Genomic DNA, 24,830 nt, shown 5'->3' with positions numbered 1-24,830 from the left:
CCGCGGAAACCGTTTACTTGGCTGCAGAGGGAGGACAGCCAGTTCAGCCGGGGCAGGAGCAGTCTGTTCTACCTGGGGCACGATACGCCGCAGGCGCCTACGGTAACGTGCATTCAGGGGCACGAGATCCTGCCTGGTGAGACCACCTGCATCCACGGGCATCCCGTCGGCTGACGCCTGAAGCGCTAACCGTTCCGGTAAGTGGACAGAAATGTCCCGATCCGCCGCACGGCTTCCTCAATGTCCTCGACGGAGGGCAGGATGACAAAGCGGAAGTGATCCGTCTCGGGCCAATTGAAGGCCGTCCCGTGCGAAACCAGGATCTTTTGGTCCTTCAGGAGCTCCAGCACCAACTGCTCATCGTTTTTGACCGGATACAGGTCGGGATCGAGACGGGGAAAGAGATACATGGCCCCGGCGGCCGGAACGCACGTCACCCCGGGAATCGCTGTCAGGAGCTTGAGCGCCCGGTCCCGCTGTTCACGCAGCCTTCCCCCTGGCCGGATCAGTGCCTCGATACTCTGGTAGCCGCCGAGGCAGGTCTGGATTGCATGCTGGGCGGGAACATTCGGGCACAGTCGCAGCGAAGCCAGCAGTTCCAGCCCCTCGCGGTACGCCAGGGTCGCCATATGCGGGCCGGTAATGGCTACCCAGCCTGCACGGTAGCCCGGCATGCGGTAGGCCTTGGAGAGCCCGCTGAATGTGAGGCAGCAGACATCCTCCGCCACCGAGGCGGTATGGATGTGTTGGGCGTCCTCATAGGTGATCTTCTCGTAGATCTCGTCGGAGAAGAGGACGAGGTTGTGTTTGCGGGCAAGCGCGGCGAACTGCTCGAGAATCTGCCGGGGATAGACTGCGCCGGTGGGGTTGTTGGGGTTGATGATCACAATCCCTTTGGTGCGGGCAGTGATCCTGGCCTCGACGTCGGCCAAGTCCGGCCACCAGTTCTCGCTCTCATCGCACAGGTAGTGCACCGGTACGCCGCCGGTCAGTGAGACCGCAGCCGTCCACAGCGGATAGTCGGGAGCGGGGATGAGGATCTCATCTCCGTTCTCCATGAAGGCCTGCAGGGTCATGGAGATAAGCTCGCTGACGCCGTTGCCGATAAAAATATCCTCGACGCCGATCTGCATCAGGCCCTTGGTCTGGTAGTACTGGGAAATGGCTGTGCGCGCCGAAAAAATCCCCTTGGAATCGCTATAGCCCTGAGCGCCCCGCAGGTGATGGATCATGTCAACCACTACAGATTCGGGCGCTTCCAGTCCGAACAGTGCGGTGTCGCCCAGATTCATCTTGAGGATTCGGTGTCCCTCGGCCTCCATCCGCTTTGCCGTTTGAAGCAGGGGGCCCCGCAGTTCGTAGCGGACGTTGTTTAGTTTGCTGGAGAGCTGCATCGGACGCATGGTCGATCTTTACACACACCACCGGAAGTTCGCCCGGCATGGCCGTGCCCTGCCGGAAGTGAGAGACTCGCCCCATGCGTGAACTGGTCGTGCTCGGAACTGCCTCCCAGGTTCCAACCCGGAACCGGAACCACAACGGGTACCTGCTGCGCTGGGACGGCGAGGGACTGCTCTTCGACCCCGGCGAGGGGACCCAGCGCCAGATGATCCATGCCGGGGTCTCTGCCTCCCAGATCACCAGGATCTGCCTCACGCACGTCCATGGCGACCACTGCTTCGGCCTGCCCGGAGTGTTGTCCCGCATGGTGCTGGACGGGGCGGGACACCCGGTTTATCTCCACTATCCCGCCTCAGGTGAGGACGTTGTCCGTGCATTGGTTTCGCTCGCCTCCCCCGGCCTTGACCTGCGTCTGCAGCCACATGGTGGAGCCGGACAGGTTGCACCGGGGCTCGAAGTCAGGCCCCTTCGCCACCGCATCGAGACGTACGGATACCGGCTCACCGAACCGGACGGCCGCAGCATGCTGCCCCAGGAGCTCGCCGCTGCAGGGATCACCGGCCCCGACATAGGGCGGCTGCAGCGCGAGGGCAGCCTGCACGGGGTGCGCCTGCAGGACGTCAGCATAGAGCGGCCTGGGCAAAGCTTCGCCTTCATCATGGACACCGCGCCCTGCGAAGGCGCCGACGCCCTCGCCGAGGGCACGGATCTGCTGGTGACCGAGTCCACTTTCAGCGACGACGACGGCGGGCTGGCGCGGCAGTACGCGCACCTCACCGCCGGGCAGGCCGGCGACATCGCTGCCGCCGGCCGGGCGGACACCCTGGTGCTCACCCACTTCTCCTCACGCTACGGGGACATGGGGCCCCTCGCTGAGCAGGCCGCTGCCCGTGCCGCCGGCGCAACGGTCATTGCCGCCAACGATTTCGACAGGATCAGGGTCCCCAAACGCCGCCTGCCGCCCTCCCGGGGCAAGCCGGACACGTAGGTCGCTGCCGGCGTCGTCCCTAAAAGTAGGCGGCTTTGCCTTGCACTGCGCTGACCCCTCGCGCAAGGTGCCCGGCATCGAAACCAGCAGCGAAGCCATCGTGAGCGCGCAGCTGAGCAGCCGGGACGCCGGACTGCTGAGCGTGGACTTCCAGCGGTCCTAGCCAGCAGCTCCTTCAGGTGCCGGGCGTGCAGGTTGACCCCTTAGACGTATTGCTTGAACCAAGCCAGGGTATCGTTCCACGCCGCGGTCGCCTGCGTTTCGTTGTAGCGCTCGCCGGTGTCGTTGTGGAAGGCATGGTCGACGCCGGGATACACCTTGAGTTCGTGGCGCACCTCGGTGCCGGCAAGGGCGTCGCGTAACTCCGGCAGCGGACCGGTGATGCGGTCGTCGAGTTCGGCGTAGACGCCGAACACCGCTGGCTTGATGTTTGGCACCTTTCCCAGGTCAGGCGCGGGTCCGTAAAAGGCGGAGGTCGCCTTCAACCCGGTCAGCTCCGTCGCCGTCTGCCACGTGATGCCGCCGCCGAAGCAGTAGCCGGTCATCGCGATCCGTCCGGCATCGACGTAGTCCTGGGAGTTCAAGTACGCGAATGCGGCCTTGAAGTCGGTGACATGGCGCTGGGCGCCGGCCTTGGTCAATGCCCCCGGGATGGCATCCCGGTCAAGGTTTGCCGTGCCGCCCTCCCTGCTGAGCAGGTCCAGGGCCAGCGCGGCGTATCCTTCCTTTGCGAAGCGGCGGGCCACATCCTGGATGTGCGGGGTCAGCCCGCGGTTTTCATGGCACACCAGGACGGCAGGTACGGGCTTGTCCCCCTCGGGGCGCGCGAGGTAAGCACTGATGTCGGTTCCTTCGGCGGGGAACTGAACTGTCGCCGTCGTCATTCCTGCCGCTCCCTCGGGAACGGAGAGGGGGCTCTTGGCGCCGGGAACCGCGCCTGCAGGGGCGGTGCCCGTTCCTGTGCCCGGGGCCGACGTTGGATTGGGCGTGGGCATGGGGTCGGTGCTGCGCGGCACCTCGTTCGGGGAGCAGCCGACAAGCAACATCGCCGCAGCTGCCGCGCCCATGCTGCCGGTGATGAAGGCGACGCGCCGCGTGAAGGTGCGGCGGCTCATGGCCCCGGCCCTGTAATCGTCGAAAAATTCCTCGATCAGGTACTTCTCAAATTTGCCGAGCTGGGTCATGAGGGCCTCCTTCACTCTTGCCGGCTTCCTCTCCCGAAGTCCTGGTGCGGGCAGTGGGCGCGGCGCTTACGGGCTAAGACGCACAGTTCACCCGCGCGGTTCAGATGCTGCCCAATGGTGCCGCGGGCTGTACCGTGCCCCGTGCTCAGTTGGGGGCATTGCTGATCAGAACGCGGCCGCAACGAGAGCCATGAGTGGGGGAACGCCTTGGGCGAGTGCGCCGCCTAAGCCCTTGCCGCATGCCCTGCCCAGTTCCATGCGGTCCGCGATGAAGAGGACGAGACCCGAGAAGGCCATGAAAAGGCAGGTATAGATCACCAGGGTGCGCCCGACTGTCTCATGTCCTCCGCTCCAGGCGGCCACCCCGGCAATGGTGCCGCAGGCGAGGAACAGGTTATAGAAGCCAACGCCAAAGGCCCAGAGCCGAACGGCGGGGACATCCGCCGTCGGAGTGAAGAAGATGCGCTGATGGACAGCCGGGCGCTGGAATGCCAATGCTTCCCAGACGAAAACGAGGACGTGCAGGCCCGCCGCCAGCAGCGCGAAGGCCCACACCAACGGTGTCATTGTTGAGGTTCCTTTCCCACGTCGACGGACACATCATGACGCGTGAGGACCTTCTGAATGTCCTGCATCATTTCCTCGAACGGCCTCCCGGGGAGAACGGAGGCGTCAAGGTCAGCGTGGAAGCGCCCCATGGCATCGGTCAGACTGAACACCAGGAACTTCGCGGCGGGCGTGAGTACTGTGAAGGTGTGCAGGGCGCCGGGAGGTATGGCGATGGCCGAGCCGGGGCCCAGGTCAAAGCCCTCGTCATCGATCTGGACGATGATCCTGCCCTGCAACATGTAGTAGGTCTTCGCCCATCCGGTGCGATGCAGAGGCGTTGCGTCCCCGCGTGGTGCATCGACCTCAAAGAGTTCGTAGGAACCGTCTGTATGCTCGCTGTCCACCTTGACGGTCAGGGTGGCGTCGGGAGCTCGCAGTTCAACGCCGTCGCCGGATTGCAGGTACTGAAATGAGTGGCTCATGGCACCAACGCTAGAATCCATTGCCGGCGCGGGAAATCCCAGAATTCAGGGAATGATAAGCGGCCTGAACGGTGCCATACTGTGGTCGTGTGGGAGGAACGCGCCTATCGTGCCCGACGGGAGATCACAGCCTTGGCTGCATCGGGGCTGGGGGTCAGTGACCTGCACGCCGCGGCTATCGAGCTGATGGGCCACGACGTCAAGGCCGAGCTGACGTGTTGGGCCGCGATTGATCCGGAGACATTGGTGATCAGCGCCATGACCAACGGTAAACCCCGGATTCCGCACCAGTACGAGCCGCTGCTGGCCGAGGCGGAGTACTCCCCGCAGGAACCGCACACCTTCGCAGGGATGGCCAGGCGAAGGGAGGCGTTCAGTCGGCTGTCGGATCTGCCGCTGCAAGAACATGACCGGAGCGCCAGATTCAGGAACGTGTGGCGGCCGCTGGGCGTCAAGCAGGAACTGCGCGTCCTCTTCGCTTCCGATGGCTTGTGCTGGGGTGCCGCGGGACTGGTCCGCGCCGGCAAGGACTTCACGGAGCGCGAAGTGGAGTATTTCACTGCGGTGGCCCCAACCTTGGCGGCGGCCACGAGGTTGGCCGTGCGTTCGGAAGTTTCCGCCTGCACGCAGGCTATCCGTCCTGCGATTGTTGTCTTGGACTCTTCCGGCCAGCTGCGTTCAGCCACCCCGGAAGCCCAGCGGTGGCGGGACCGGCTCGATGAAACCGCCCCGGACAGATTCGCGATGGTGATGCGGATCATGGCTGGAGGAGTTCGGAGCGCGGCGTCGGGCGGTTTCCGCGCAAGGATACGTGACGGACGCGGGCAGTGGGCCCTCCTGCAGGCCAGTCCGCTGATGGGCGGGGACGACGACGGCGAAGTGGCGGTCTCTGTCGAGCCTGTGGCCGGGGAGCAGCTCCTGGGCATGCTCTTCGCCGCGTACGGCCTCTCGCCCCGTGAACAGGAGGTCTGCCGCGAGGTCATTGCGGGTTATGCGACGGCGGACATCGCCGGCCACCTGTTTGTCACCGCGAATACCGTGCAGGACCATCTGAAATCCGTGTTCGCTAAGACAGGCGTGCGAAGCCGGGGTGGACTCGTTGCACGGCTGCAGCCACGCGCGGAGTATCCCTGAGCTGATACATGTGTGATGCTGCATCTGGATCTCGTGCGGGATTTCCGGACGGGCTTGTAGGAGGAAACGTGCACCGGAAGCACTGGGCAGGGGAATTGGTGGGCAGCAGAACGAGAAAAGGAGGCAGCCCGGCGGCTTGAGCTGCATCCTTTCTGCCCGGATATTCACCGGGCGCTTCTCGAAGGGGCTGTTCAGCGAGCCCGGGAAGACAACCCCAGGCTTGCAAACGGCCCCTCCCCCCAATGCGGACGCGGACGCCCGGAGACCTCTAGGAACCGACCCCACTCTCCCCCCGACGGCGGGGACGGCAGGGCCTCAACCACTCCATAATTTGTTGAATTTATGAAATCGTCAACTTACCCTCAGGTAGGAGTTACCCTGTGACATAGAGGGAAATTTGCGACTGAAAGGCGAGGGGGCCTGCTGCATGCCGAACAGCACCACTATTACGGAGACAACAGCAACAGCCGCCGCAAACCTCACCACGGAGCCCGCCCGGAATTCCCCGAGCGACTGGCTTGAGGGGTCCCCATTATCGAAAAAAGACCGCGCCAACGACGATAAAGGCGCGCAGGACGCCTTTACTGAACTCAAGCAACCGCTCATTCCCAGGGTTTTTCCTGTTTATGCTTTTATCTGAGCGGCCCGGAAAGGCTGTCGGCTACCTGCTCGTGAAATTCAGGCCCTTCGCGTATGCGGCCTGCCCGGCGTGCTGGAGGCAGTCGGCGATCGTGCTCACCAGCCGCACCCCGAGCGTGACGGGCGGATCCCAGCGGATGTCGACGATTCGGTCGAAGTCCTCGTCGACCGCCGTCTTGAGGAACTCCACGGTCTGCCGGTGAACGGCGTCGTAATACTCGAGCAGCAGTTCCGGCGGAGCCTTGACCGCATCGACCTGACTGGCCGAGTGGCCGTAGCCGGTGTCGTGTTCGGGCAGCGGCAAGTGAAAACGGCCGCGAAACCCCTGCGCCGTCCAGACTTGCTCTAAGCCGGCAACGTCGGCGACCTGCGCGTCCTCGATGCGGCTGAGGTGCCAGACCAGCCATGCAATTGGATTTCCGGTGCCGGCGGGCCTACGGACGAGATCGCCGCCGTCAATCCCCTCCAGGGTGCTTGCCACCACCTCATTGATGCGGGCGAAAGCGTCCAGCAGCAGCTCGTTGGATTTCATCCCGTCCCCTCGAAGTGGTTTTCCCTGAGCCCTTGCTGCATGGATGCCGACAAGGCGGGTCACAGGCGGGCCACCTGAACCATTGGTATGACTTTCAAGAAGCCATGCGCCCAACACGGCCAGCGCAATCGTTCAGGTTGTTCTCTGCCGTTTCAGGCCCGCCAGTGCACCTTGGAACTATTTCACATCAACGTGTCAGCGAGCGCCAGACGGTCTGCTTCAGGCCTTCGCTTTCCAGCCTCCGCCGCCCGGGGCTACGATTCTTCCTGTTGTACCGGCAAACTTCTGCAGGCCACCGGCTGACAGGAACCTTCCAGCCATGCATAAGCAAGGGGAAGCGCTGTGACTCAAGGAACCAGGCAGAGCGGGCCGCATTGGCGGCGGGTGATGGCAGCCCTCGCCAACCATGACGCGCGGACCGCCTACGCACAAATAGTGCTCGGGACCGAACTCGCCAATGTTGTTGCTGACCTGGGCGCCCGACGCCGGGAACGGGCCATCGCTGTCCTCCTCGGCGCAGGCCTCGTGGAACAGATTGGCGACGGTGAACTGGAAGCGTCGGAGATGATCTTCCGCGACCTCCTCACCCAACAGCCGAAACGCCAGGCGCAGACCGGAGTGGCCCGCTTCATGCGGCTTGGCAGGATCGCGCGGTACCCGGCCAATCTGGAAGAGCGGCGGGCTCTCCTGGTGTGGATTGCCAGCGAAGCGATCAAGCCGGGCGAGGACCTCACCGAACGCCAGGTTAACGAACGGCTGCTCAGCTATACCGATGATGTGGTGTTGCTGCGCCGCTACATGATCGATTTCGGCGTGTTGGAGCGGACACCGTCCGGATCCTCGTACTGCCGGGCTATCAAGGAGTAGGGGTTGCCTGGGCTTCTGGTTAGTCCCACAGGATTCAGTCTCCGCGAGCCTTCCGGGTTGCGGCGTCGTTGGCCTTCTGCAGCGCCTGGACGAGTTCGTCCTTGTCCATCTTTGAACGTCCGTTGATGTTGAGTTCCTTGGCCCGCTTGTAAAGGTGCTCCTTCGAGGCGTTCGCGTCCACGCCTCCGGCTGCGGGTGCAGACGAATCCAGCCCCTTCTCCGCGCGATCGTCAGAGGGGCCACGCTTCTCCTTGGGCTCCCAGTGGTCGCCCACTTTTTCGTAGCTGTGCTTCAAAGATGCATAGGCGGCACGAGCGGCACGGCCCTCGTCATTGTCGTAGGACTCAAGGGCTGAGTCATAGGTCTTGGCGAAAGTGTCCTGGGCTTTCTGCTCAGAACGCTGCAGGGTCGAGGGAAGCTCGTCCTTGCGCGCGTGGTCGTTCTTACCCGTTTTGGGCATGGCACCCACACTCCTTCATCGTGCTGGGAATTCCGGGCCGGATCATAAGGTAGGTGCCTCTGCCTGCGCCAGCCTGCCCATAAGAAGTTCGTTTTCCACTGCGCGGGCGGGCCAGTAGTCTTTCGCCAGCTCATCTGCCCAGCTTTTATCTGCTGCCGGGAAAAGCTTGCCGAGCAGCCCGGACGCCTGTAGCAGTGCGATGAGCGCCGTGGTTCTGGCATCTGGCGCCTTGGGATTGGCCTTCTCCAGAGCGGGTGTCCTGGCATCAGAGACTCCGGCATCGGCTGCCGTACTATCAGCGGCTCCGGGATCGGACCGGGGCCCATCTTCGGACACTCTGGAATCAGGGGTCCCCTGGTCGGAGGACGCACCGGCGTCGGACGCCGTGGCGTCAGGGGCCCCCGTTGCCTCAGAGGCCGTGGAGTTAGGCGGTCCAGCATCGGAGGGCGCACCGTTGAGCGCGGCCTCGATCCTTTTCAGCAGCGCTGCCTCCGGAGCGTGGTCCTTCTCCGGGTAGCGCACGGTCCGGAACAGACCCAGATGCTTCTCACCGGCGGGTTCCACGATGCCCAGTGACACCATCCCCTCGTAGACACGCTGCATTTCGGCGCGGCCCTCCAGCATGGAGACCCACTGCTTAGGAGTGTGGGGCCGTTTGCCGCGGATCAGATCCAACTCGTGCTGGAAGTCTGTTTGCGATGCCGTGCCGGTAGCCCGGACGTGCTTCCCCTGCAGCCCGATTGCACCAGCCATGTCCAGCTCGGCCAATATCGCCCCTGCCAAGGTGGTTCTGAGTTCGAACATCGGCAGTTCAGGTTTGCCGTCTTTGTCGTTGGTTGCAAGAAGGAGGAAGGCCTGGGGAAGGTTCAGTTCCGCCTTCGGTGTTTGAGCGTGCATACGAACATGGTGGCGCAGTTGGCCAGCCACCACAATGGGATTCACTAGCCCCCCACCTGGGGTTTCACAAGTCGACGTCGCCGTCTACGTTGTCCTGCGCCCGAAGCATCCGGAACGATGGCCGGAGACTGCCATACTCTGACCATGCTTCCTCCCGTGTTACCTTCGGAACCTCGACGAGCAACGCAACCGGCACCTGGCGGCCCGCCTGCGCGCAGCATAGGGGCGCTAAGTGGATCTTGAGGGCCGAGCCGAAGCCCTTGAGCTGCCCACGGGAGCGACCGTGTTGTTCGGCAAGGTATACAACAGCTACGGCTTCACCGGGAACTGCCGGAGGCGGAGTAGCCGGACGCCGTCCTATTGAATACGCTCAGGTTGAATCCGCTCAAAATCCGGCAGGGACTTCCACCACATGGTTGCCATAGGCACAGTTTTTTGGCACAGCCTCACCCGCCGCCGCCATCCACGAATAACTCGACCGACTCAACTTGATCTGCCGTCAGGCCATCCTCCGGCGACGGCATCTCCAGCAGCACCGGCTGGCGGAACCGGTCCGCCCACTCCTGTGCGTCCGGTCCGAGCACGTCATCAATCCACACCACTGCATCCCAATCTGCCTCGCCTGCAGCATCCATCTGGGCTAGCCAGCCGGTTACTGCCCGCAGCTTCGGTGTCGGCTCATCAAGGTCGCTCTCACGCATTTCCAGGTCCACGGCAAAGGTTCCACCTCGAGCTGCAACTGCGACTCCAACTCCGCCGTCAGGTCCTCCGGCGACGTCGACGCCCAGGCGATTCGCCCGCACCTGGCTAGTCTTTGGACCAGCGACACTTTTTCATCTGACAGCGACAGCTCCGAGGCGTCGCCGCCTCCGTTTGGATGCGCCACCACCGGGTTCAGTACTCCGTCAATGTCCAGAAGGATCAGCGGCCTCATAAAGCGACACTAGCCTGCGTCTCGGCCCCGCCGATACCCGTAGAAACGACCCGTCTGCTCAATACGCTGGGCATCCGGACGCCCAATGGACAGTGGGCGATACCCGGGATTCAGACAGGTGTTTACCAAGTTGATGTTAGCGGGACGATGCCCGCAGGTTCGCCTTCGGCCTGGAATTTGGCTCTCGCAGTAGCTGCCATACCGGAGCATACTGAGACATGGCTGACTCCGACGACTTCCTGGCCTGGGTGAGGTCCGCCTTGCACGAGGCGGAATTGTCCCTTCACAACGGTGACGCATCTCCTCGTCGTGGGCTCTGGTCCCGCAACGATCCGGTAAGCGTCTTGGGAGCGTGGCGCAACGCCTTTGGGCAGCAAGAACTGGATGACCTGTTCACGAGTCTTGAGCGACAGTTCTCTGATTGCACCTCGTACAAGTTCGAGTTACTGGCATATGACGTCGTGGGCGACATGGCCTATACCGCCGGCCTGGAACGCACCTCAGCCTCAGTTGACGGCCAACCGCGCAGTTACATCCTCCGAGCCACTCAGATCTACCGCCGCGAAGGTGGTGAATGGAAGGTAGCCCACCGGCATGCGGACAGCGTGACCGAGTGACACTGCCGGTTCCCCTCACGAGCAGACATGCGGAGGTTCAGGGAATTCATCGGATCCTCGATTCCACAACAGCCGCCGACGCTTCCAGGCCGGAAGCCCGAAAGCGGCAGTCGTGGCCCCGGTCAATGATTGCCTGATGCAGGCCCCGGATAAAAATCCACTGCATTGATGCCTCGCGGGGATAAAATTGCTGTGTGGGCAGTGAGGCAGCGATTGCTCTGGTATTTGCGTTTGTCGTCATCTGGGTCGGCACGATCCTGGTGTTGCTCTCGCGCGTACACCACATTGAGGGGCGGGAAGGGCGCCCGGACAGGAGAGCTGGCCCGATGACCGGGCATCCCGCCCACTAGCATCCGCCCCCACACCCGATACCGTCGTGGAGCCGTCTGCCGCACGTGGAGCCAAGCCACCCGTCTTGTGCAGCAGCTGAACGGATGCATTCCCGCCGCGGCGCGATAAACTGGACCGATCATGGTCGGTGCCCAGCTCCGTCTTCTGGCTTGGTTCGTCATCCCAGCGACCCTCCTCTCGGCCTGCACCCCTGCTGTCAGACTCGATGAAGCCGCCACCGATCGACCGGTCCAGACATCGACGGCCCCGCCAGCCGCACGGGCTGATGTCCAGGCTCCCTACCAGACCCCGTCCCCCACCCCGACATCGCTGCCCACGCGGACCCCGGTGCCCCAGGCGTTCGCCCTGAACCTCTATCAGGAGGGGGACTTCGTTCCCCAGTACACCTTTGAGTGGTGTGTGGCGGCGAGCATCCAGATCATGCATAACCTCATTGACGATACGGGGGGCGGCACGTGGGCCGGCCGCACTCACCAGGGCGACTTGTGGGAGATGGCCCGGGCACGGTCGTCCAACTCGTTCAACGGCGCCAACCCCTTAGGTTGGGCGAAGGTACTGAACGAGGTCGGGATGGGACCGTACACCGTCGTCAGCGTCGCAGACTATGAGGAAGCGCTGCGGACCGCCGCGCGCGCCATCGCCGACACTGGCAGGCCTGTCGGGCTGGTCATGTGGCGCGGTCGCCACGTGTGGGTAATGAGCGGTTTCCAGTCACTCGGCGATCCCGACAAGTTCCCGGAGTTCTCGGTCACTGGGATCCGCGTCCAAGATCCGCTCTACCCGTACGGTGACCCGAAGTGGGGACCGTCTCCCGCGCCGAACGCCCTGCTCACCCCCGAGCAGCTGGCGACGCAGTTCGTCGTCCGGGAGCCGCGGCGCTGGAGCAGCAATCTGCCGGCCGGCTACATGTTGGTGCTGCCGATCGCCAAGGCCTGAAACCCACGAGGTGAAGCGCAGACACATGCAAGAAGACCTGCGGTCCGCACCCGGTGTGTGCACGCCCAAGGAGTGGAGATATGGGAAACCCTGCTGGAAAGTCCCTGAGGTGCTCCGCCTGAGAAGCCTGAAAAAAAGCTCGCCAACTAGTCAGCAATCCGCCAACTGGCTTCCGATCTCACACAAAACTATGAGACGTAGATCGTATTGGTAGAACTTCCAACAAGAATTTGGGGTTATGCCCTGGCCCCTAAAAACATAATCATTCCGTTCCTCCCTCCGGTACGAACGGATGATTAATGAGCCGCTGCCGCTGCTTCCGGTCAGCTGTGGACTCTCTGCCGCAACTCCCTGGCGGGTGAAGAAGCGGCAGGTCCCATGGCCCCTTCTGTAGCCCCGCCACAGTCCCCCATGTCGAAGTCCAGGTCAGGGCCTTCGACGGCAGAAAACCGGTTGTGGTCTCGCCGCCCAATTGCAGATGATTATGAGTACGCAGGCAAGTCCGCACCGGACCCAACGGCCAGGCCTTGCGCGCTGATCATGGCATCCGTGGTTTCGGCAACGGGAGGAGGCTGCGTGCTGATCCGGGGTCTTCGGGTTACATGCCCCAGCCCATGAGTTGTAGGGCCTGCCACCCTGAACGCGCATCGTAATCGGCACCGTGGGCATAGCCGCATTCATTGCGCTGGTCCTCATCGCCGGAGCACCCGCGTAGCATCGATCCCTCAGATGGCACATATAGGCGCCTTGAAGGGGACTGAAATCTCTTTCCGTCGCTGGCTTCACCCTGCGCATTCACTCCAATGGCAGGAGTTGATTTGCAAATTGGGAGCTCCAAAGCCCGTCAGGAGATGGCTAGCCAGAAGCAACGAGGAAATCGCTTGAAGCAAAGGTATCTGATTGGCGGCAGACCTTTGGGCTGCCAGGCTAACTCGAAGCAGTTGATTCCACCCCTGATCGTTCACGACTGAGGGCAGAATGGTGTCAGTGGCGACACTTCCGCGGCCCGACAACACAGGCCGTTTGGCATTTCGGGCTTCGGTAGGGATGAATTACAGATGGAGGAAGGTCATGGCAGACTTCGCGAGCTTGTCCGGTCAGGTCGCAGTAGTCACCGGCGGGAGCAGCGGCCTCGGCAGGGCCGCGGCCGCTTCTCTGGCGGCGGCAGGCGTCAACGTGGCAGTGCTGGCACGTTCCCGTGCCGACCTTGAGGAAACGGTCAGGGAAATCGCCGGCATCAGCAGGACAGCCACTGTTTTGGCTGTACCTGTCGATCTAGGCGAGAGCATCGCAGTAAAGCAAGCAATTGACCAAGTCAGGGCTGAACTTGGGCCTGTGGACATCCTGGTCAATGCCGCCGGAACCGACGTACCCGGGCCGATAGAGACACTGGACCCTGCGGACTGGGACAGGGTGTTGAACGTGAACCTGCGTGCGGTGTTCTTGCTCTCCAAGGCAGTCTTGCCGGATATGCGCAGCCGCGGCGGTGGGACAATTATCAACATCAGCTCAGTCGCCGGCCGGAGGGGATGGGCGAACGCCTCAGCGTACTGCGCCTCTAAATTTGCCCTGACCGGTCTTACCCAGGCCTTGGCGGCCGAAGGCAAGGAGCACCGGATAAAGGTGTCCTTGCTTTATCCGGGGGGAATGGACACCAGCTGGGGATCATGGACCCCCTCAGAACGTGGGCCACGGACGGCGGAAGCAGACCCTGCCATGGCCCTGCCGCCGACGCACGTTGCAGAACTTATCACCTGGATCGCAGCATCTCACCCGGACATGGTCCTGAATGAAATCACAGTCACGCCTATGCTGGAGCAGGGCTGGCCCTAAGTGAGACCCTTCTGGCCGGCCAAGCAACTACTTGGAGGGACGGGGCCGGCCCGCTTACTATCCACCGCGCTGTCCGAACCTGCGCTGGCGTTGTTCCCGAGCGCGCCTGGAGTTCGCCCACTTCCTCGTCCGGCACTTTCACCGTCCGGCACTTTCACCGAGGCGTGCATGTGCACGAGCTTCCAACGGGGGGCAGTGCGGTGCCAGATGGTGGTCATGCGCCATGCCTGCTTCGTTCCATCCGGGAAGGTCACTATGGGCTCTCCGACGTACCAACCCACACCGCCTTCCTCCCGGCCCCGTGGCCGAGACCGGGCTCGACGGTGAAGCCCTCGAACTCGAACCCGAAGCGCAGCCGCTCCTCCTCCCGGACGATCTCGCCCGGAGCGGTGCCCAGCACCATCGTCGCCTCGCTCAGCTCCACCAGCTCGTAAAACGCCGTGACGTCCTTTCCGGAGAGCCTGTCAAAGAACCGGTGCATGGTCTGAGTGATCTCAGTTGACTCCTCCATGCCGTGCCCCTTCTTCGCTCCCGCCGTGAACGGAGCTATCAGCAGTTCGTCCATGCCGGGCCCTACCGGTGGAACCTTTCCACGAGCTGAGCAATAGGCCGATTGAGGCCGCAGGCTTCGCGGCGCAAAGGGTTTCACTTCCGTGTGCCCTACTGATTGTGGCAGGCGGCGAACTCGTCGAGGAGCATCCCCCACGTTCAGCCGTCACGCTAAGGCATGATTTTGTATACGTCGATCACAGTCTCATCAGGCGCGGTTGCGAACCCGCCCTCGACGCCCTCTTGCAATAGCGGAAGAAGGACGTTGTCTCGGTACTGCTCCCAAGCTTCCTTCGACTCGAAGAGTGCCATGATGGTCCAGCCACCCGCGGAAGGCCCTGCCACATGGAAGGTCTGGCCGACGGGCAATTGCCCTTCGGCTGGGTGGGTCGTGGCAATCGATGCCTCGTATTGCTCTCTTGTCCCTCCTGGGAAGAAGTGCATAACTCCACAGGCCGTGGATTCCATAGCTGCTCCTTTGTGGGGTTGGATTCCCTCATCGTGGACCTCTGCACACAAAGCTGCAATAGCCCTGGTCCCCTTTGGTTGTTGTATTTGCGGCCGTAATTCGGCTTGAGCAGGGGGCTTCGTCTGGTTGCTCCTGTCGGATCTGTTGTGGGCCTGGTTCATGGTCGTCCTCTGCATTCGACCGAACCGATACCGGGACCTGGGACCGCCTCAGCGTTGCAGCCGGACCGCCTGCATGACGTCGTCCTCGTACAGGCCGTGCGCGGGTGGGCTGCCAGTTGTCGTAGCGCCCCGTAGTTTCCCGGGTCCAGGATGAACTCCCAGCTGCTCTCCAGTTCGGACCGCAGGTCCTCCGGCCAGTGCCGGTATCCGGCGTCAGGTGTGACCCCGGCGGCCCGGACCCTGGCATCGACGTCCTCGAAGGCACGCTCCAGCCGGGCCATGTACTCCTCGTCGCTCTCACCGGGAAGCTCAATGATCAGCGGACTCCGGTTCAGGGCCGAATGCCAGTCACCGAACTGCGAAAGCAGCACCCGTTCCCGAGGCACCCTTCAGGCCAGCAGCACCCCCCGGTGAATTCTCGCAGAGCTCCACGAGATCCTGGCGCCTGATCTGTGCCCAGAACCAGAGCGCCCCATCCCCCTCGGCGGGCAGCCGTGCCGCCATCTGCCGGTACATCCATTCATAAGCGTCCCCATGGAACGGCTCAACACGGGACGGATCAGGCAGGAGCACGCCGGCGGAGAGGAGTGCCTCGAATGCCTCTTCAGCCGGGATCGTGTGCAGAAGCAGCCAGTCAGCGGAGAGGTCGTAAGCCATGCGCCCCCTGGGGACGGCGTGGGCGGAACGGGCTTTCTTAATTGGAAGCGCAGGCACTGCACTATCATCGCTGAGGGCACCGACGGTGAGAGCATGTTCCGTGCCGGCCCAGGTGAGCCCTGCCAAACGGGGTGCGGCGAACGGTCGAGCCGGGTCGGCCGTCGATCAGGCGTGAGGCGCCTCAACCGGTCCGCTCACACGGACACCGCCCACTGCCCCTGTCCAGGGCGTATCACCCGGGCTGGGCAACAACAGATGCGCGAAAATGTACCCTTGCTGAAGTGCAATGACATGCGAGGTGGCGCCGGCGCAATCCAGCGCGATCTCCAACGGCCGGAAGGGGGCACCGGGATGCTCCTGTCCGACGGAGACCTTCGCGCCGGAAGCACCAACACAGGCTGCAGTGACGATGTACTGCCCGCCCGCCGGCACCTTCTCGGTTTTGCCAAAGCCCCTGACGGGACCATCCAGTGGCCCCACGTCGGAAATGAGGACTGGTTCCGGCGCTGCCTTAAGGAGCCGGTCCAGCTCAGCGTAGTTTTTGACCTCGCGCTCCAGGACTTGGGGATCAGTGTATGGCTTCGGGGGCCCTGTTACCGGCGCCAGGTCAGCTGTTGCTGTGTGCGCGGGCTCTGAATCAGCTGTTGCTGTTTGCACGGGCTCCGGGTATTCATAGACGCACCCTGTGGTCCCGTTTAGAGGGATCAGTAGGCACAGGGCGAACCCTATCCGGTGCCGTTTGTCTTTCGCTCCCACACTCCCATGGTGGTCAAGCCCGCAGTTCAAAACAACCGCTGACCGGCCCTACATTCCGTCCAGCCGGAACTCGACCCAAAGCGGGTAGTCGTCCGAGACCCATACAGCAATCTTAGGTCCGGATGGGCATCCTGGGGGTTGAGAACGGATGCCCTAAGCCAGTAGAGGGCCGGGGCAGTTCTACGGGATTCGCGCCCGGCCGATGCGGGAGAGGCTCCGGCGGTGCGCCAGCCTCCGCCCTCGTGATACCTGGTGTGACCGCTGGTGAGCAGTCCGTTCTGCTTTCCGTTCCTGACGCCGCGCCCGCCTTCCCGGCAGCCCGGAAAGCAGCACCAGAATCGTACCGACCCACATGAGGGCCATCGCGAAAACCAGTGCGATCGCTTCCTCGGGGCGCATAAATCAATTCTAGACCCTAAGGGTGGTCGTAGCAGCGGGGGTCCTGTCAAGAACATAGCTGCGGTATGCGAGCCGTCCAGCTGCCAAGCACCTCAGTCCTGAAGCCGGACCGCCGCCATGACGTCGTCCTCGTACAGGCAGTGCGCGGTGGCCTGCCAGTTGTCGTAGCGCCCCGTAGTTTCCCGGGTCCAGGATGAACTCCCAGCTCGTCTCCAGCTCGGACCGCAGATCCTCCGGCCAGTGCCGGTATCCGGCGTCAGGTGTGACCCCGGCGGCCCGGACCCTGGCATCGACGTCCTCGAAGGCACACTCCAGCCGGGCCATGTACTCCTCGTCGCTCTCACCGGGAAGCTCAATGATCAGCGGACTCCGGTTCAGGGCCGAATGCCAGTCACCGAACTGCGAAAGCAGCACCCGTTCCCGAGGCACCCTTCAGGCCAGCAGCACCCCCCGGTGACTGCTTGCAGAGCTCCACCAGATCCTGGCGACTGATCCGCGCCCAGAACCAGAGCGCCCCATCCCCCTCGGCGGGCAGCCGTGCCGCCATCTGCCGGTACATCCGCCCGTAGGCGTCCGCGTGGAGCGGCTCCGCACGGGATGAATCGGGTTCGAGCGCGCCGGTGGAGAGAAGCCCCTCGAAAGCCTCTTCGCTCTGGATGGTGTGCAGCAGCAGCCTCTCTGCCGCAAGGTCATAGCCCATGCGCCCCTTGGGGACGGCCTCGGCGGAACGGGCTTTCTTAATCGGAAGCGCAGGCACTGGACCATCATCGCGGAGAACACCGACAACTGCGGCGAAGCGTGAAGAAGCCCTTTGGGACCACTGCGGCAATGTGTAAGTCGAGGGTTCCAAGAGCCCGCTTTTTGCTTGGCGTGACCTGGCTGGAAGCTCAGTCTCTGAGACTACCGGCCGTCACCTCGAATTCCTCCACGGACAGGATCTCAGTTCTCTCAGCTGCGCTGGTCTCCGTCCTGAGCCTATTCGCCGTCTCCCGGCTCGCGACCATGGATTCTTCGGAATCCCACAACGTGATGGACAGGTCTTTGCCGGTTTCTTTCCCGTGCAGATAATAGATTCCCCTGCACCCGGGAATTTCAAGCACCCTGTTAATGATGTCTTGCGACGGCGCGTCCGAAATGGTTTCCGGTCCGGTCCCGAAGGTGCTGAGTCTGGCGAACATTTCTACTTCTCCTCCAATTAATCCGGTTAAGGCTGATCTCGGGCAAGGGTGGGACCTGCCCCGAGGTTGTGGCTCCTGGCAGCAGCAAGGATCTGAACGCCCATCCGCACAAGGCAAACCGTAAGGTGCCGCCCGGTGCCTTTAGCGGCCGGCCGTTGATTCGCAGCGGCGGAAGATAACCGAGGCAATTTCCGATCGCGCTCCCGAGCAGGCTTCTGTTCAGGCAGAAACCGACTCAAGTACACGCCCGGGCCGGAGAGGTGTCAATGGCTCCAAAATTGGTCCGATGTGTTGGTTTTCTCCTGGCTGGCCGCGCTACCTGATCGGTCACAGACTGGTTCCGGAGCTGCCCACGGGCCGTGGAGATCCTGTCCAGGTCCTGGGTGACAGCAGCTGGCGGTGCAGTCGTCATGCCTTCCATCGAAAAATGCCAGGCTCCTGGTTTCGGGGACGCCGGGGGTCCACGCCCCAATCTGGGGGTGCCGAGGCCAAAGGCCACCGGGCAACAATCAGGTGGAGAAGGCACAGTGGTCGACATCCGAAGCCGAGGGACCCCATGCCGGCCTAGGACTGCCGGGTCCGGCCGGAGTTGCCCCGCAATGTCAGCCGGACCCGGTATCAAACCTGGGCTGAGAACCTTTAGATGAACGGGTAGATGGGGAAGAACCTGGGGATCAGGGACGCCTTCGCGCCCGTGCTCTCCGTTTCCGTCGGGAGCTGGTCGATTTTCGCCTCCAGGTCCAGAGCCACGTCGTCTCCAATAAGGCAACGGGTTAGGTAGGCGGAGAGGGCCGAGTTGGTGGCGGTGTGGGCGCCCGGGATTGTTTCCCCGCTGAGCAGGGCGTAGGAGTCCCCGACATGGAACACGGTAAGGAAGCAGTCATCAATGGCATGCAGCCGCAGGTTCTGCACACTGTCCCGGAACGCATCCTCTGCGCCGTCCCTCGGCAATGCTGCCGCCGAAAATGTCACAATTCCTGGCATGTAGCTATCCCCCTAGCAATCAGCCGGTTCCCCGAAGGCCTTCGTCACACACTGATATGTAGGTCTCGTTTGTCAAGGGCATGAGGAAGCGGTCCGCGGGCTGGGTTGCCTGGGACCGCTTCCTTTTTGTGGCCCCGGGAAGAGGCGTTGGTGTGTGGCCAGCGTGTCGTTGGCGACTGCGCGGTCAGACTGATATGCGCGGGTTGGTTACCGCAGGACGAAGTGTTCGGCTGGAGGTTACCGCTGGTCTAGCAATGACGGGCGTGGCCGGGTTCTGGTTGCCCATAGGTGTATCGCGGGTTTACTCCACGCGCTGCAGGGAACCACTTCCAACTGGGTTTCCCCGGGGGTTTTGTGTTGTTTCTGATCAGTGCACGGTAGCTATCGATTTTGGGGAGCTGGTTGCCGGATGTGTGCCGGTGGCCAGGGACCAGCACCAGCCGGAGAGCTCACGGGCGATGGCGACATTGGCGATGACCGGACGCTTGCGGCGTTCGAGGTAGCCGATCCAGCGTTCGTGCAGGCGCCGGTTCCCGGCATGACCCCGGGTTCTGGCCTCTGAAGTGGCTTCTTCCCAGCGGGACCGCATCAGCCGGGACGGGTTGTTGTAGGGTCTGCGGTGGTGCCATGCGGCCTCGACCAGCAGCCGGCGGGCGTGGCTGTTGCCGGTTTTTGTGATGGAGCCCAGGGACCGGGATGCCCCCGAGGAATGCTCTGTCGGGACCAGGCCCAGGTAAGCGCCGATTGTGGAGCCGGTGAACCGCTCCCAGTCGCCGATCTCCACGGCCAGGCCGAAAGCGGTCAGCGTCGAGATGCCGCGCAGGCACTGCAGTGCCCGGACCACGGGGGTGTATTCACTGCTGTATGCCATCGCGGTGATCGCTTGGTCGAGGCGGTCACGGCGGTCCGAGATCTCATGCATCGCCTCTAGAGAGGACTCGTAGGTCAGCTGCCGGGCCGGAGCGTCGAAACGCTGGCGGGCCAGCCAGAGTTCATGGGTGCCGGTCCAGGCCTGCCCGCCCGAATACACGATGCCTTGGCGTAAGAGGAGTTTGGAGATCCGGTGCCGGGAACGCATGAGGTCTCCCCGGACGTCTTCGCGTGAGCGGACCAGATCCCGCGCCGCTTCCTGGTCTTCTGAAGGCACCCGGATACCGGCGACCTCACCCAGCTTTAGTAACCGGGCCAGATGCAGCGCATCCTTCGCATCGGTCTTTACCCGGTCCCCAGACGGGCGCTGGAGCTTGGACGGCGCTGCGACGACCGTGTCGATCCGGGCGGCGAGCAGGAACCTGGCAAGGCCGAAACCCGTTGGTCCCGCCTCGTAAACGACTCGCACCGGCGATGGCAGGGAGAGGATCCAGGCAAGAATCTCGCCATGATCCGGAGTCATCCGGTGGAGGATGATCTCACCGGTCTGCGCGTCCAATGCGCATGCGACAACGGTGCGGGCATGGACATCCAAGCCGACGCTTGTACGCTCGAACATAGCTGGAACCTCCAAATTTCAAATGTGGCTCTACCTGTCCGCCAAGTGTGGCAGGCAACCCACGCCTTGCTTTGAAAAGGAGGTTCCAGCCCCCTGAACCACACTTCCTGGTCCTTCTGACAGAGGCCATCAGCGCCGGAGATAGGATCCGGAGCGCCCCCCTGTCCCAGCAGATCACAAGCCCCACAAAGCTGGGGCGCTGCGGATCCGCTCCGGCGACAATGGCCTTCAGAAGGATCAGGCGCCCGGATGCCCGGCCTCCTCGTACCTCATATCGTCTAGCCGCTACCCTTGGCTAACTTGAAGTTTTTAGCAATTCCGGTACTTCCCGGGCGGTTTCTGGGAGGTCACCAACGACAGTGGTGGCCGGTACCTCAAGGCGCCATGGGGAATGCGGTTTGAGCAGGACTCTGGGTATTTCGAGGAAGCCCCCGACAGGGGTGGCCAGCCGCCGCGTTTTCCTCCGTGGTCCCTCGTGCTGCCGCGGTACTCGACCTTCCTGGGCCGGGAAGACGATGACTGGCAGATAGACGCCAGCCGGCCGCTGGTGGAGGAATCCGGGACGCTGACCGCTGCGCTCACGAACCTGGAAGACCCCCGGTTCACGGGCACACTAACGGTCAGCGTTCACACGAATACGATCACCTCGGCTGATCTGGGGCACATGGTGCAGACGCTCGCCATCGTCCGCACTGAACCGGACGACGACGACCTGGCGGCCCTGGAGAACATCAAGGCCAGCGTCAGGGGCCGCTGACAGACTGCCCGTCAGGACTGGCTTCTGGACCGTCGGCCGCGCGCCCTGCCACTCCGCCACCCGGGGAGGGCGGCGTCCAGGGCTTCGGCTTTCTGGGGATCGAGTTGCCCACGGCGGGCCTTGGACCGCTGAAGGTGCAGCCAGACACCAGTTCGTGCTCTTCGCCGATGATGTTGGCCTTGTGCCGGGCCAGTCGTTCCCTGCCGCCCGGTACGCCGTCAATGCTTGCAGGCGCTCCTGCCACCGTTCCTCGTCAGCCTCTGCACGGGGCTTGCCTGCCCAGCCGTCCAGCACCGCCAGCCCGTCCCGGCACTCCTGGGCGAGCGTGCCAGCCCGGGCCTCTTCGCGCCGGCGCTACAGCCACACCGCCAGCGATCGCTCGGAGGTGCTGCCGGCATTCCGGGACGGGTAGCGTCCCGTTGCCTGGACCATGGCCACCAGTTGCCGCATCCGTTCCAGCCCGCGGGCAGTCGCCTTGGCTTTCCTGGTTGCTGATCGGTGCGCCTGGTGCAGACCGGGATCCTGAACGGCAGCGAGACGAAGGCCAGCGCGGGCGTCCGTTCAGGAATCACCGTCAGGTAGTTGAGGGATTGCCTAAGGGTACCGGTGCGGGATCCTTTCCGTCCGGAGCATCTGCTTGGAATGGTGGTCAGCTGGCCCTCGGTGTGGCCTGACCGATGACTTTTCCGCGCCGTGCTGGTCTGTACAACGAATACCGACTCACGGGAGACTGACGCCATGCGCAAACTGACCTTCGCCATGAACCTGAGCCTGGACGGCTACATCGCCGCGCCCGGCGACGACCTCGGCTGGAGCGTACCGAGCGACGAGCTGTTCCAATGGTGGTCCGACCGGGTGGGGGCGACCGGCCTGGCGCTGTACGGGCGCAAACTGTGGGAGACGATGAGCTCCCATTGGCCGACCGCCGACCAGCAGCCTGGCGCCATACCGGCGCAGATCGAGTTCGCCCGCCGCTGGCGGGACATGCCGAAGGTGGTGTTCTCCTCGACGACCAGCACGGTCGACTGGGATACTCGCCTAGTCACCGGCGACGCGGTCACCGAGATCACCCGTCTCAAGGCCGACGACGGCGGCCCTATGGACATCGGCGGTGCCACACTCGCCGCGGCGGCCATGCGGGCCGGGCTGATCGACGAGTACGCGATCGTCACCCATCCGGTACTGGTGGGCGGCGGCACGCCGTTCTTCACAGCCCTGGACCACTGGGTGAACCTGAGCCTGGTGGAGACCCGGACGTTTCCCGACAGTGTGGTCCTCACCAGGTACAAGACCAGGCGCTGAGTGCCCGACATCGAAGCAGCACGGGCTTCGGGCCACCCAAGGATCTCGTAGCGCTGTGTTCCGAGGCGATCGTGACGTTCCTGCCGGATCCTGTTCTTTTACCGGACCGATTCGTCCCGCTTAGCGTTCCTCGAACGAAGGCCCGCCACGTACCGCTGCCGGAACAACGCCAAATACCGCTGCGATTCACGGGATCTGGAACACTACCGGCCCGGCGAGGCAGATGGTTCGGAGGGGTTAGCCAGGAAGGCACCAAGTCGCCTACCGACATCCTCTGTCATCCAGACCGACATCCTCTGTCATCCAGAATGAAACCCGTTGCTGACCGTCCGGGGCATCAATGTTCAATTCCACCGCGAAACCGAGTTCGTCCCCTGACACCGAAGCCAATCAGCCGGTTTCGGTCCGGGAGATCCGCTCCCATGAGAAGGTTGATTCCTGTGGACTCATGGGCGTCGTTTTCAGGTGGCAAGCTCGTGCCACCATGGACCATCCAATGAGCACCGCCCTCCAAGACCGCCTTGTGTCCAGTACAGACAGGCACTTCCAAGTTGGAACCGGGCATGAGCTTGAAGACGCTCGCTGGAGTCTCGGGGCAGCGCAGCACAGAGCACGTGGTCATGCTGGCGATGCTACCGAAGTGAGGGGCTATATGAGGTCAGGATCTCCTCAAATGCTTTGGTCTTCAGGAGTAAGCTCAGGCCATGCTTGGAGCTCAGGGAGGGGCCCAGAGGGCGAAATACCAGTGGATCATTGGTATTAGTGTTCTTCCCCTTGCCTTAGGAAGCTGCGCAGTGGACCCTGGCGATGCAGACATCACTTCCGGCACATCTGACCGCTGGATCGTAGGTGTGTCAGGCTCGCGGAGCGGCGAGATCGACCCATGCCTGAAAGACCCAGGTATCGAAGAGTCAATTCAAAGTGCAAATCTGCCATCCACGCACTTGAGCATCAAACTTCGCGAAACGGCGAAAAGAGAAGACGCTGTCCGCATTGCAGACTGCCTTTGGCGGGGCCTGAAGAGCGGAGATGTATCGATCACTAGCCCCAGAAGTTGAAGCACTCCTTCAGGCTGGTTCAAGGACCGTGCAGGGTTCCCTTATCTGAGGCTTTCGCCTAGCTTTGCCCCGCTGTCGGGCGACTTGATTCGTGCTGCTAACCAGCGGTGGAGGTCTGCCATGAGGGCCACGGGTGCGTCAAGCTGGATGAGGTGCCCAGCTCCGGGGATCATGGTCAGCGTACTTCCCGGAATGGAGGCTTGCAGACGCCCTGCCCGATCGGCTGGGATCCAGGCGTCATCTTCTCCCCAGATGATGTGAGTGGGAGCGCTTACGGAGGCGAGGTGTGGTTCGAGTTCATCCGTGTAGCGCTCATCGGCCTGCGCGATCTGCCGATAGAAGGCCGCTTTGCCCTCGTCGTCCGCCCAGGGAGCGGCAAGCAGCTCGACAGCATCAGGTCGTAGTCCGCGATGACTCGCGCCAGCGATATAGGCGTCGAATGCTCCTCGATGTACCACAGCAGGGAGTTGCGCGAAGACGTCGGCATTCTCCTTGACCAACGTGAAGAAGGGCGATCCCCAGGGCCGCAGTGCGACCACGTCCACCAGGCACAATGACGCGAACGGGTGCCTATGTAGGAGATGCGCCCGGAGCGACACAGCACCGCCGTAGTCGTGGGCGACCACATGTGGTCGATCCAACTCCCAATGAATCAAAAGCGATGAGAACGCCTCCCCCTGCACAGCGAGGTCAACCTCATGATGAGGTTCCTTCGAGGATGCGCCGTAACCCGGCATGTCCCAGAGGTACACGGTGAAGTCACGAGCGAGGGCGTCGGCGAAGGGAGCCCAGAGTGCCGAGGACCATGGTGTGCCGTGGCAGAAAACGAGCGGCGGCCCCTCACCGGCTGCTCTCCAAGCGATCTGCCGACCGCGCCACTTGAATGTTCGGTCGAGTATCACTCGTCTATGGTTGCAGGATGCTGCGAGTTTCGGCCACGGTTCGGCTTGAGCATCACAAGGAAAGCTAGGTATTTCGGCTTGTCGGTTCCACACCGTGCCCCAAAACCATCCAAAGGCGGTCGCGTTCGAATCCGCTTACGGCGGTTGTTCGAAGCTGACGTCGAGGCCGGTTCGAGGATCCGCGGTGACACAGTGCCCGCCCCGCAGTTCCTCCGCGGCATACCATGCGGGACCGTAGTCCTCTTCCGGGTATTCGCGCTCCGCATCGAGCCAGTGCACTTGCGTCCACATCCGCTCCTGCTGCACCAGAAGAAGGGGAACGACCGCATGGGCATGACGCCGGTGGTCACCCACCCCATAGTCGC

33 protein-coding genes are annotated in these 24,830 nt (G+C 63.0%); 10 read left to right on the top strand and 23 right to left on the bottom strand.

The features are described 5' to 3' along the window. Nucleotides 1-185 precede the first annotated feature (185 nt). A complete protein-coding gene (locus M1E01_RS08680) occupies nucleotides 186-1,403 on the bottom strand; it encodes a pyridoxal phosphate-dependent aminotransferase (RefSeq protein WP_457974629.1) in 1,218 nt (405 codons plus the stop codon). Nucleotides 1,404-1,477: 74 nt separating this feature from the next. Here M1E01_RS08680 and M1E01_RS08675 point away from each other — a divergent pair, with 74 nt between their 5' ends. Further along, entirely contained in the window at nucleotides 1,478-2,389 is a 912-nt protein-coding gene (locus M1E01_RS08675; RefSeq protein WP_457974628.1) for a ribonuclease Z, read from the top strand. 40 nt (nucleotides 2,390-2,429) lie between these two features. Further along, nucleotides 2,430-2,552, top strand: a complete 123-nt coding sequence (locus M1E01_RS08670; protein ID WP_457974627.1) for a hypothetical protein — start codon at nucleotides 2,430-2,432, stop codon at nucleotides 2,550-2,552. A gap of 40 nt (nucleotides 2,553-2,592) precedes the next feature. Here M1E01_RS08670 and M1E01_RS08665 read toward each other — a convergent pair whose 3' ends face one another. The 3 genes from M1E01_RS08665 to M1E01_RS08655 all read right to left on the bottom strand — a co-directional run bounded on the left by M1E01_RS08665 (nucleotide 2,593) and on the right by M1E01_RS08655 (nucleotide 4,604). Beyond that, the gene (locus M1E01_RS08665) at nucleotides 2,593-3,573 is read right to left on the bottom strand and encodes a dienelactone hydrolase family protein (RefSeq protein WP_457974626.1); all 981 of its coding nucleotides are present in this window, start codon (nucleotides 3,571-3,573) and stop codon (nucleotides 2,593-2,595) included. A 165-nt stretch (nucleotides 3,574-3,738) separates the two neighbouring features. Then, the gene (locus tag M1E01_RS08660) at nucleotides 3,739-4,140 is read right to left on the bottom strand and encodes a DUF1304 domain-containing protein (protein ID WP_457974625.1); all 402 of its coding nucleotides are present in this window, start codon (nucleotides 4,138-4,140) and stop codon (nucleotides 3,739-3,741) included. Further along, nucleotides 4,137-4,604 (bottom strand): cupin domain-containing protein, encoded by a 468-nt coding sequence (locus M1E01_RS08655; RefSeq protein WP_457974624.1) that lies wholly within the window; start codon nucleotides 4,602-4,604, stop codon nucleotides 4,137-4,139. Before M1E01_RS08655 ends, M1E01_RS08660 begins: the two co-directional genes overlap by 4 nt. Before the next feature lie 87 nt (nucleotides 4,605-4,691). On the opposite strand from M1E01_RS08655, the gene M1E01_RS08650 reads away from it, so the two are divergent. Both M1E01_RS08650 and M1E01_RS08645 read left to right on the top strand, forming a co-directional pair. Then, a complete protein-coding gene (locus M1E01_RS08650) occupies nucleotides 4,692-5,738 on the top strand; it encodes a helix-turn-helix transcriptional regulator (RefSeq protein WP_457974622.1) in 1,047 nt (348 codons plus the stop codon). 427 nt (nucleotides 5,739-6,165) lie between these two features. Beyond that, on the top strand, nucleotides 6,166-6,378 hold the full coding sequence (locus M1E01_RS08645) for a hypothetical protein (protein ID WP_457974621.1): 213 nt from the start codon (nucleotides 6,166-6,168) through the stop codon (nucleotides 6,376-6,378). A 21-nt stretch (nucleotides 6,379-6,399) separates the two neighbouring features. Here M1E01_RS08645 and M1E01_RS08640 read toward each other — a convergent pair whose 3' ends face one another. Then, a complete protein-coding gene (locus M1E01_RS08640; protein WP_457974620.1) occupies nucleotides 6,400-6,909 on the bottom strand; it encodes a mycothiol transferase in 510 nt (169 codons plus the stop codon). Between the two features lie 342 nt (nucleotides 6,910-7,251). Between M1E01_RS08640 and M1E01_RS08635 the strand changes: the two genes are divergently transcribed. Further along, nucleotides 7,252-7,776 carry a DUF2087 domain-containing protein gene (locus M1E01_RS08635; RefSeq protein ID WP_457974619.1) on the top strand — a complete coding sequence of 175 codons (525 nt, stop codon included), beginning with the start codon at nucleotides 7,252-7,254 and terminating at the stop codon, nucleotides 7,774-7,776. 34 nt (nucleotides 7,777-7,810) lie between these two features. On the opposite strand, the gene M1E01_RS08630 is transcribed toward M1E01_RS08635, so the two are convergent. The 4 genes from M1E01_RS08630 to M1E01_RS08615 form a co-directional block, all read right to left on the bottom strand. After that, nucleotides 7,811-8,236, bottom strand: a complete 426-nt coding sequence (locus tag M1E01_RS08630; protein WP_457974618.1) for a ChaB family protein — start codon at nucleotides 8,234-8,236, stop codon at nucleotides 7,811-7,813. Nucleotides 8,237-8,278: 42 nt separating this feature from the next. Next, complete coding sequence (locus tag M1E01_RS08625) at nucleotides 8,279-9,133, bottom strand: GPP34 family phosphoprotein (protein WP_457974617.1); 855 nt, start codon at nucleotides 9,131-9,133, stop codon at nucleotides 8,279-8,281. A gap of 446 nt (nucleotides 9,134-9,579) precedes the next feature. Then, nucleotides 9,580-9,735 carry a hypothetical protein gene (locus M1E01_RS08620; RefSeq protein WP_457974616.1) on the bottom strand — a complete coding sequence of 52 codons (156 nt, stop codon included), beginning with the start codon at nucleotides 9,733-9,735 and terminating at the stop codon, nucleotides 9,580-9,582. Between the two features lie 50 nt (nucleotides 9,736-9,785). Beyond that, on the bottom strand, nucleotides 9,786-10,067 hold the full coding sequence (locus M1E01_RS08615) for an HAD domain-containing protein (RefSeq protein WP_457974615.1): 282 nt from the start codon (nucleotides 10,065-10,067) through the stop codon (nucleotides 9,786-9,788). A gap of 218 nt (nucleotides 10,068-10,285) precedes the next feature. On the opposite strand from M1E01_RS08615, the gene M1E01_RS08610 reads away from it, so the two are divergent. The 3 genes from M1E01_RS08610 to M1E01_RS08600 all read left to right on the top strand — a co-directional run bounded on the left by M1E01_RS08610 (nucleotide 10,286) and on the right by M1E01_RS08600 (nucleotide 13,804). Next, nucleotides 10,286-10,684, top strand: coding sequence for a nuclear transport factor 2 family protein (locus tag M1E01_RS08610; protein ID WP_457974614.1), 399 nt, complete (start codon nucleotides 10,286-10,288; stop codon nucleotides 10,682-10,684). 471 nt (nucleotides 10,685-11,155) lie between these two features. Continuing rightward, nucleotides 11,156-11,971, top strand: a complete 816-nt coding sequence (locus tag M1E01_RS08605) for a hypothetical protein (RefSeq protein WP_457974613.1) — start codon at nucleotides 11,156-11,158, stop codon at nucleotides 11,969-11,971. Between the two features lie 1,071 nt (nucleotides 11,972-13,042). Then, nucleotides 13,043-13,804 carry an SDR family oxidoreductase gene (locus tag M1E01_RS08600; RefSeq protein WP_457974612.1) on the top strand — a complete coding sequence of 254 codons (762 nt, stop codon included), beginning with the start codon at nucleotides 13,043-13,045 and terminating at the stop codon, nucleotides 13,802-13,804. Here the strand turns inward: M1E01_RS08600 and M1E01_RS08595 are convergent. The 11 genes from M1E01_RS08595 to M1E01_RS08545 all read right to left on the bottom strand — a co-directional run bounded on the left by M1E01_RS08595 (nucleotide 13,801) and on the right by M1E01_RS08545 (nucleotide 20,446). Then, a complete protein-coding gene (locus tag M1E01_RS08595) occupies nucleotides 13,801-14,085 on the bottom strand; it encodes a hypothetical protein (protein WP_457974611.1) in 285 nt (94 codons plus the stop codon). The two genes, M1E01_RS08600 and M1E01_RS08595, sit on opposite strands and share 4 nt — an antisense overlap. Further along, the gene (locus M1E01_RS08590) at nucleotides 14,058-14,315 is read right to left on the bottom strand and encodes a hypothetical protein (RefSeq protein WP_457974610.1); all 258 of its coding nucleotides are present in this window, start codon (nucleotides 14,313-14,315) and stop codon (nucleotides 14,058-14,060) included. Before M1E01_RS08590 ends, M1E01_RS08595 begins: the two co-directional genes overlap by 28 nt. 209 nt (nucleotides 14,316-14,524) lie before the next feature. Next, a complete protein-coding gene (locus M1E01_RS08585; RefSeq protein ID WP_457974609.1) occupies nucleotides 14,525-14,821 on the bottom strand; it encodes a hypothetical protein in 297 nt (98 codons plus the stop codon). Nucleotides 14,822-14,979: 158 nt separating this feature from the next. Continuing rightward, nucleotides 14,980-15,354, bottom strand: coding sequence for a hypothetical protein (locus tag M1E01_RS08580; protein ID WP_457974608.1), 375 nt, complete (start codon nucleotides 15,352-15,354; stop codon nucleotides 14,980-14,982). Then, entirely contained in the window at nucleotides 15,332-15,640 is a 309-nt protein-coding gene (locus tag M1E01_RS08575; protein ID WP_457974607.1) for a hypothetical protein, read from the bottom strand. The genes M1E01_RS08580 and M1E01_RS08575 overlap by 23 nt, the downstream gene beginning before the upstream one ends. Nucleotides 15,641-15,805: 165 nt before the next feature. Next, nucleotides 15,806-16,297, bottom strand: a complete 492-nt coding sequence (locus tag M1E01_RS08570; protein ID WP_457974606.1) for a hypothetical protein — start codon at nucleotides 16,295-16,297, stop codon at nucleotides 15,806-15,808. A gap of 507 nt (nucleotides 16,298-16,804) precedes the next feature. Beyond that, entirely contained in the window at nucleotides 16,805-17,209 is a 405-nt protein-coding gene (locus M1E01_RS08565) for a hypothetical protein (protein WP_457974605.1), read from the bottom strand. Continuing rightward, on the bottom strand, nucleotides 17,187-17,552 hold the full coding sequence (locus M1E01_RS08560) for a hypothetical protein (RefSeq protein ID WP_457974604.1): 366 nt from the start codon (nucleotides 17,550-17,552) through the stop codon (nucleotides 17,187-17,189). Before M1E01_RS08560 ends, M1E01_RS08565 begins: the two co-directional genes overlap by 23 nt. 130 nt (nucleotides 17,553-17,682) lie before the next feature. Beyond that, on the bottom strand, nucleotides 17,683-17,973 hold the full coding sequence (locus M1E01_RS08555) for a hypothetical protein (RefSeq protein ID WP_457974603.1): 291 nt from the start codon (nucleotides 17,971-17,973) through the stop codon (nucleotides 17,683-17,685). 639 nt (nucleotides 17,974-18,612) lie between these two features. Beyond that, nucleotides 18,613-18,945, bottom strand: coding sequence for a hypothetical protein (locus tag M1E01_RS08550; RefSeq protein WP_457974602.1), 333 nt, complete (start codon nucleotides 18,943-18,945; stop codon nucleotides 18,613-18,615). Between the two features lie 379 nt (nucleotides 18,946-19,324). Then, nucleotides 19,325-20,446 carry an IS110 family RNA-guided transposase gene (locus M1E01_RS08545; RefSeq protein ID WP_457973336.1) on the bottom strand — a complete coding sequence of 374 codons (1,122 nt, stop codon included), beginning with the start codon at nucleotides 20,444-20,446 and terminating at the stop codon, nucleotides 19,325-19,327. Nucleotides 20,447-20,837: 391 nt separating this feature from the next. Between M1E01_RS08545 and M1E01_RS08540 the strand changes: the two genes are divergently transcribed. Then, on the top strand, nucleotides 20,838-21,203 hold the full coding sequence (locus M1E01_RS08540; RefSeq protein ID WP_457974601.1) for a hypothetical protein: 366 nt from the start codon (nucleotides 20,838-20,840) through the stop codon (nucleotides 21,201-21,203). Here M1E01_RS08540 and M1E01_RS08535 read toward each other — a convergent pair. Beyond that, nucleotides 21,190-21,447, bottom strand: a complete 258-nt coding sequence (locus M1E01_RS08535) for a hypothetical protein (protein WP_457974600.1) — start codon at nucleotides 21,445-21,447, stop codon at nucleotides 21,190-21,192. The genes M1E01_RS08540 and M1E01_RS08535 overlap by 14 nt on opposite strands. A gap of 494 nt (nucleotides 21,448-21,941) precedes the next feature. On the opposite strand from M1E01_RS08535, the gene M1E01_RS08530 reads away from it, so the two are divergent. Then, nucleotides 21,942-22,505 (top strand): dihydrofolate reductase family protein, encoded by a 564-nt coding sequence (locus M1E01_RS08530; RefSeq protein WP_457974911.1) that lies wholly within the window; start codon nucleotides 21,942-21,944, stop codon nucleotides 22,503-22,505. A gap of 1,099 nt (nucleotides 22,506-23,604) precedes the next feature. Here the strand turns inward: M1E01_RS08530 and M1E01_RS08525 are convergent. Together M1E01_RS08525 and M1E01_RS08520 are read right to left on the bottom strand one after the other, a co-directional pair. Continuing rightward, nucleotides 23,605-24,465 (bottom strand): alpha/beta fold hydrolase, encoded by an 861-nt coding sequence (locus M1E01_RS08525; RefSeq protein ID WP_457974599.1) that lies wholly within the window; start codon nucleotides 24,463-24,465, stop codon nucleotides 23,605-23,607. A gap of 135 nt (nucleotides 24,466-24,600) precedes the next feature. Then, nucleotides 24,601-24,756: a hypothetical protein gene (locus tag M1E01_RS08520; protein WP_457974598.1), complete on the bottom strand. Its 156-nt coding sequence runs from the start codon at nucleotides 24,754-24,756 to the stop codon at nucleotides 24,601-24,603. Nucleotides 24,757-24,830: the final 74 nt, after the last annotated feature.

The sequence above is a fragment of the Arthrobacter sp. D1-17 genome, from assembly GCF_054130535.1.
The sequence above is the reverse complement of the archived record's forward strand: the minus strand, read 5'-3'. Positions and strand labels throughout refer to the sequence as shown.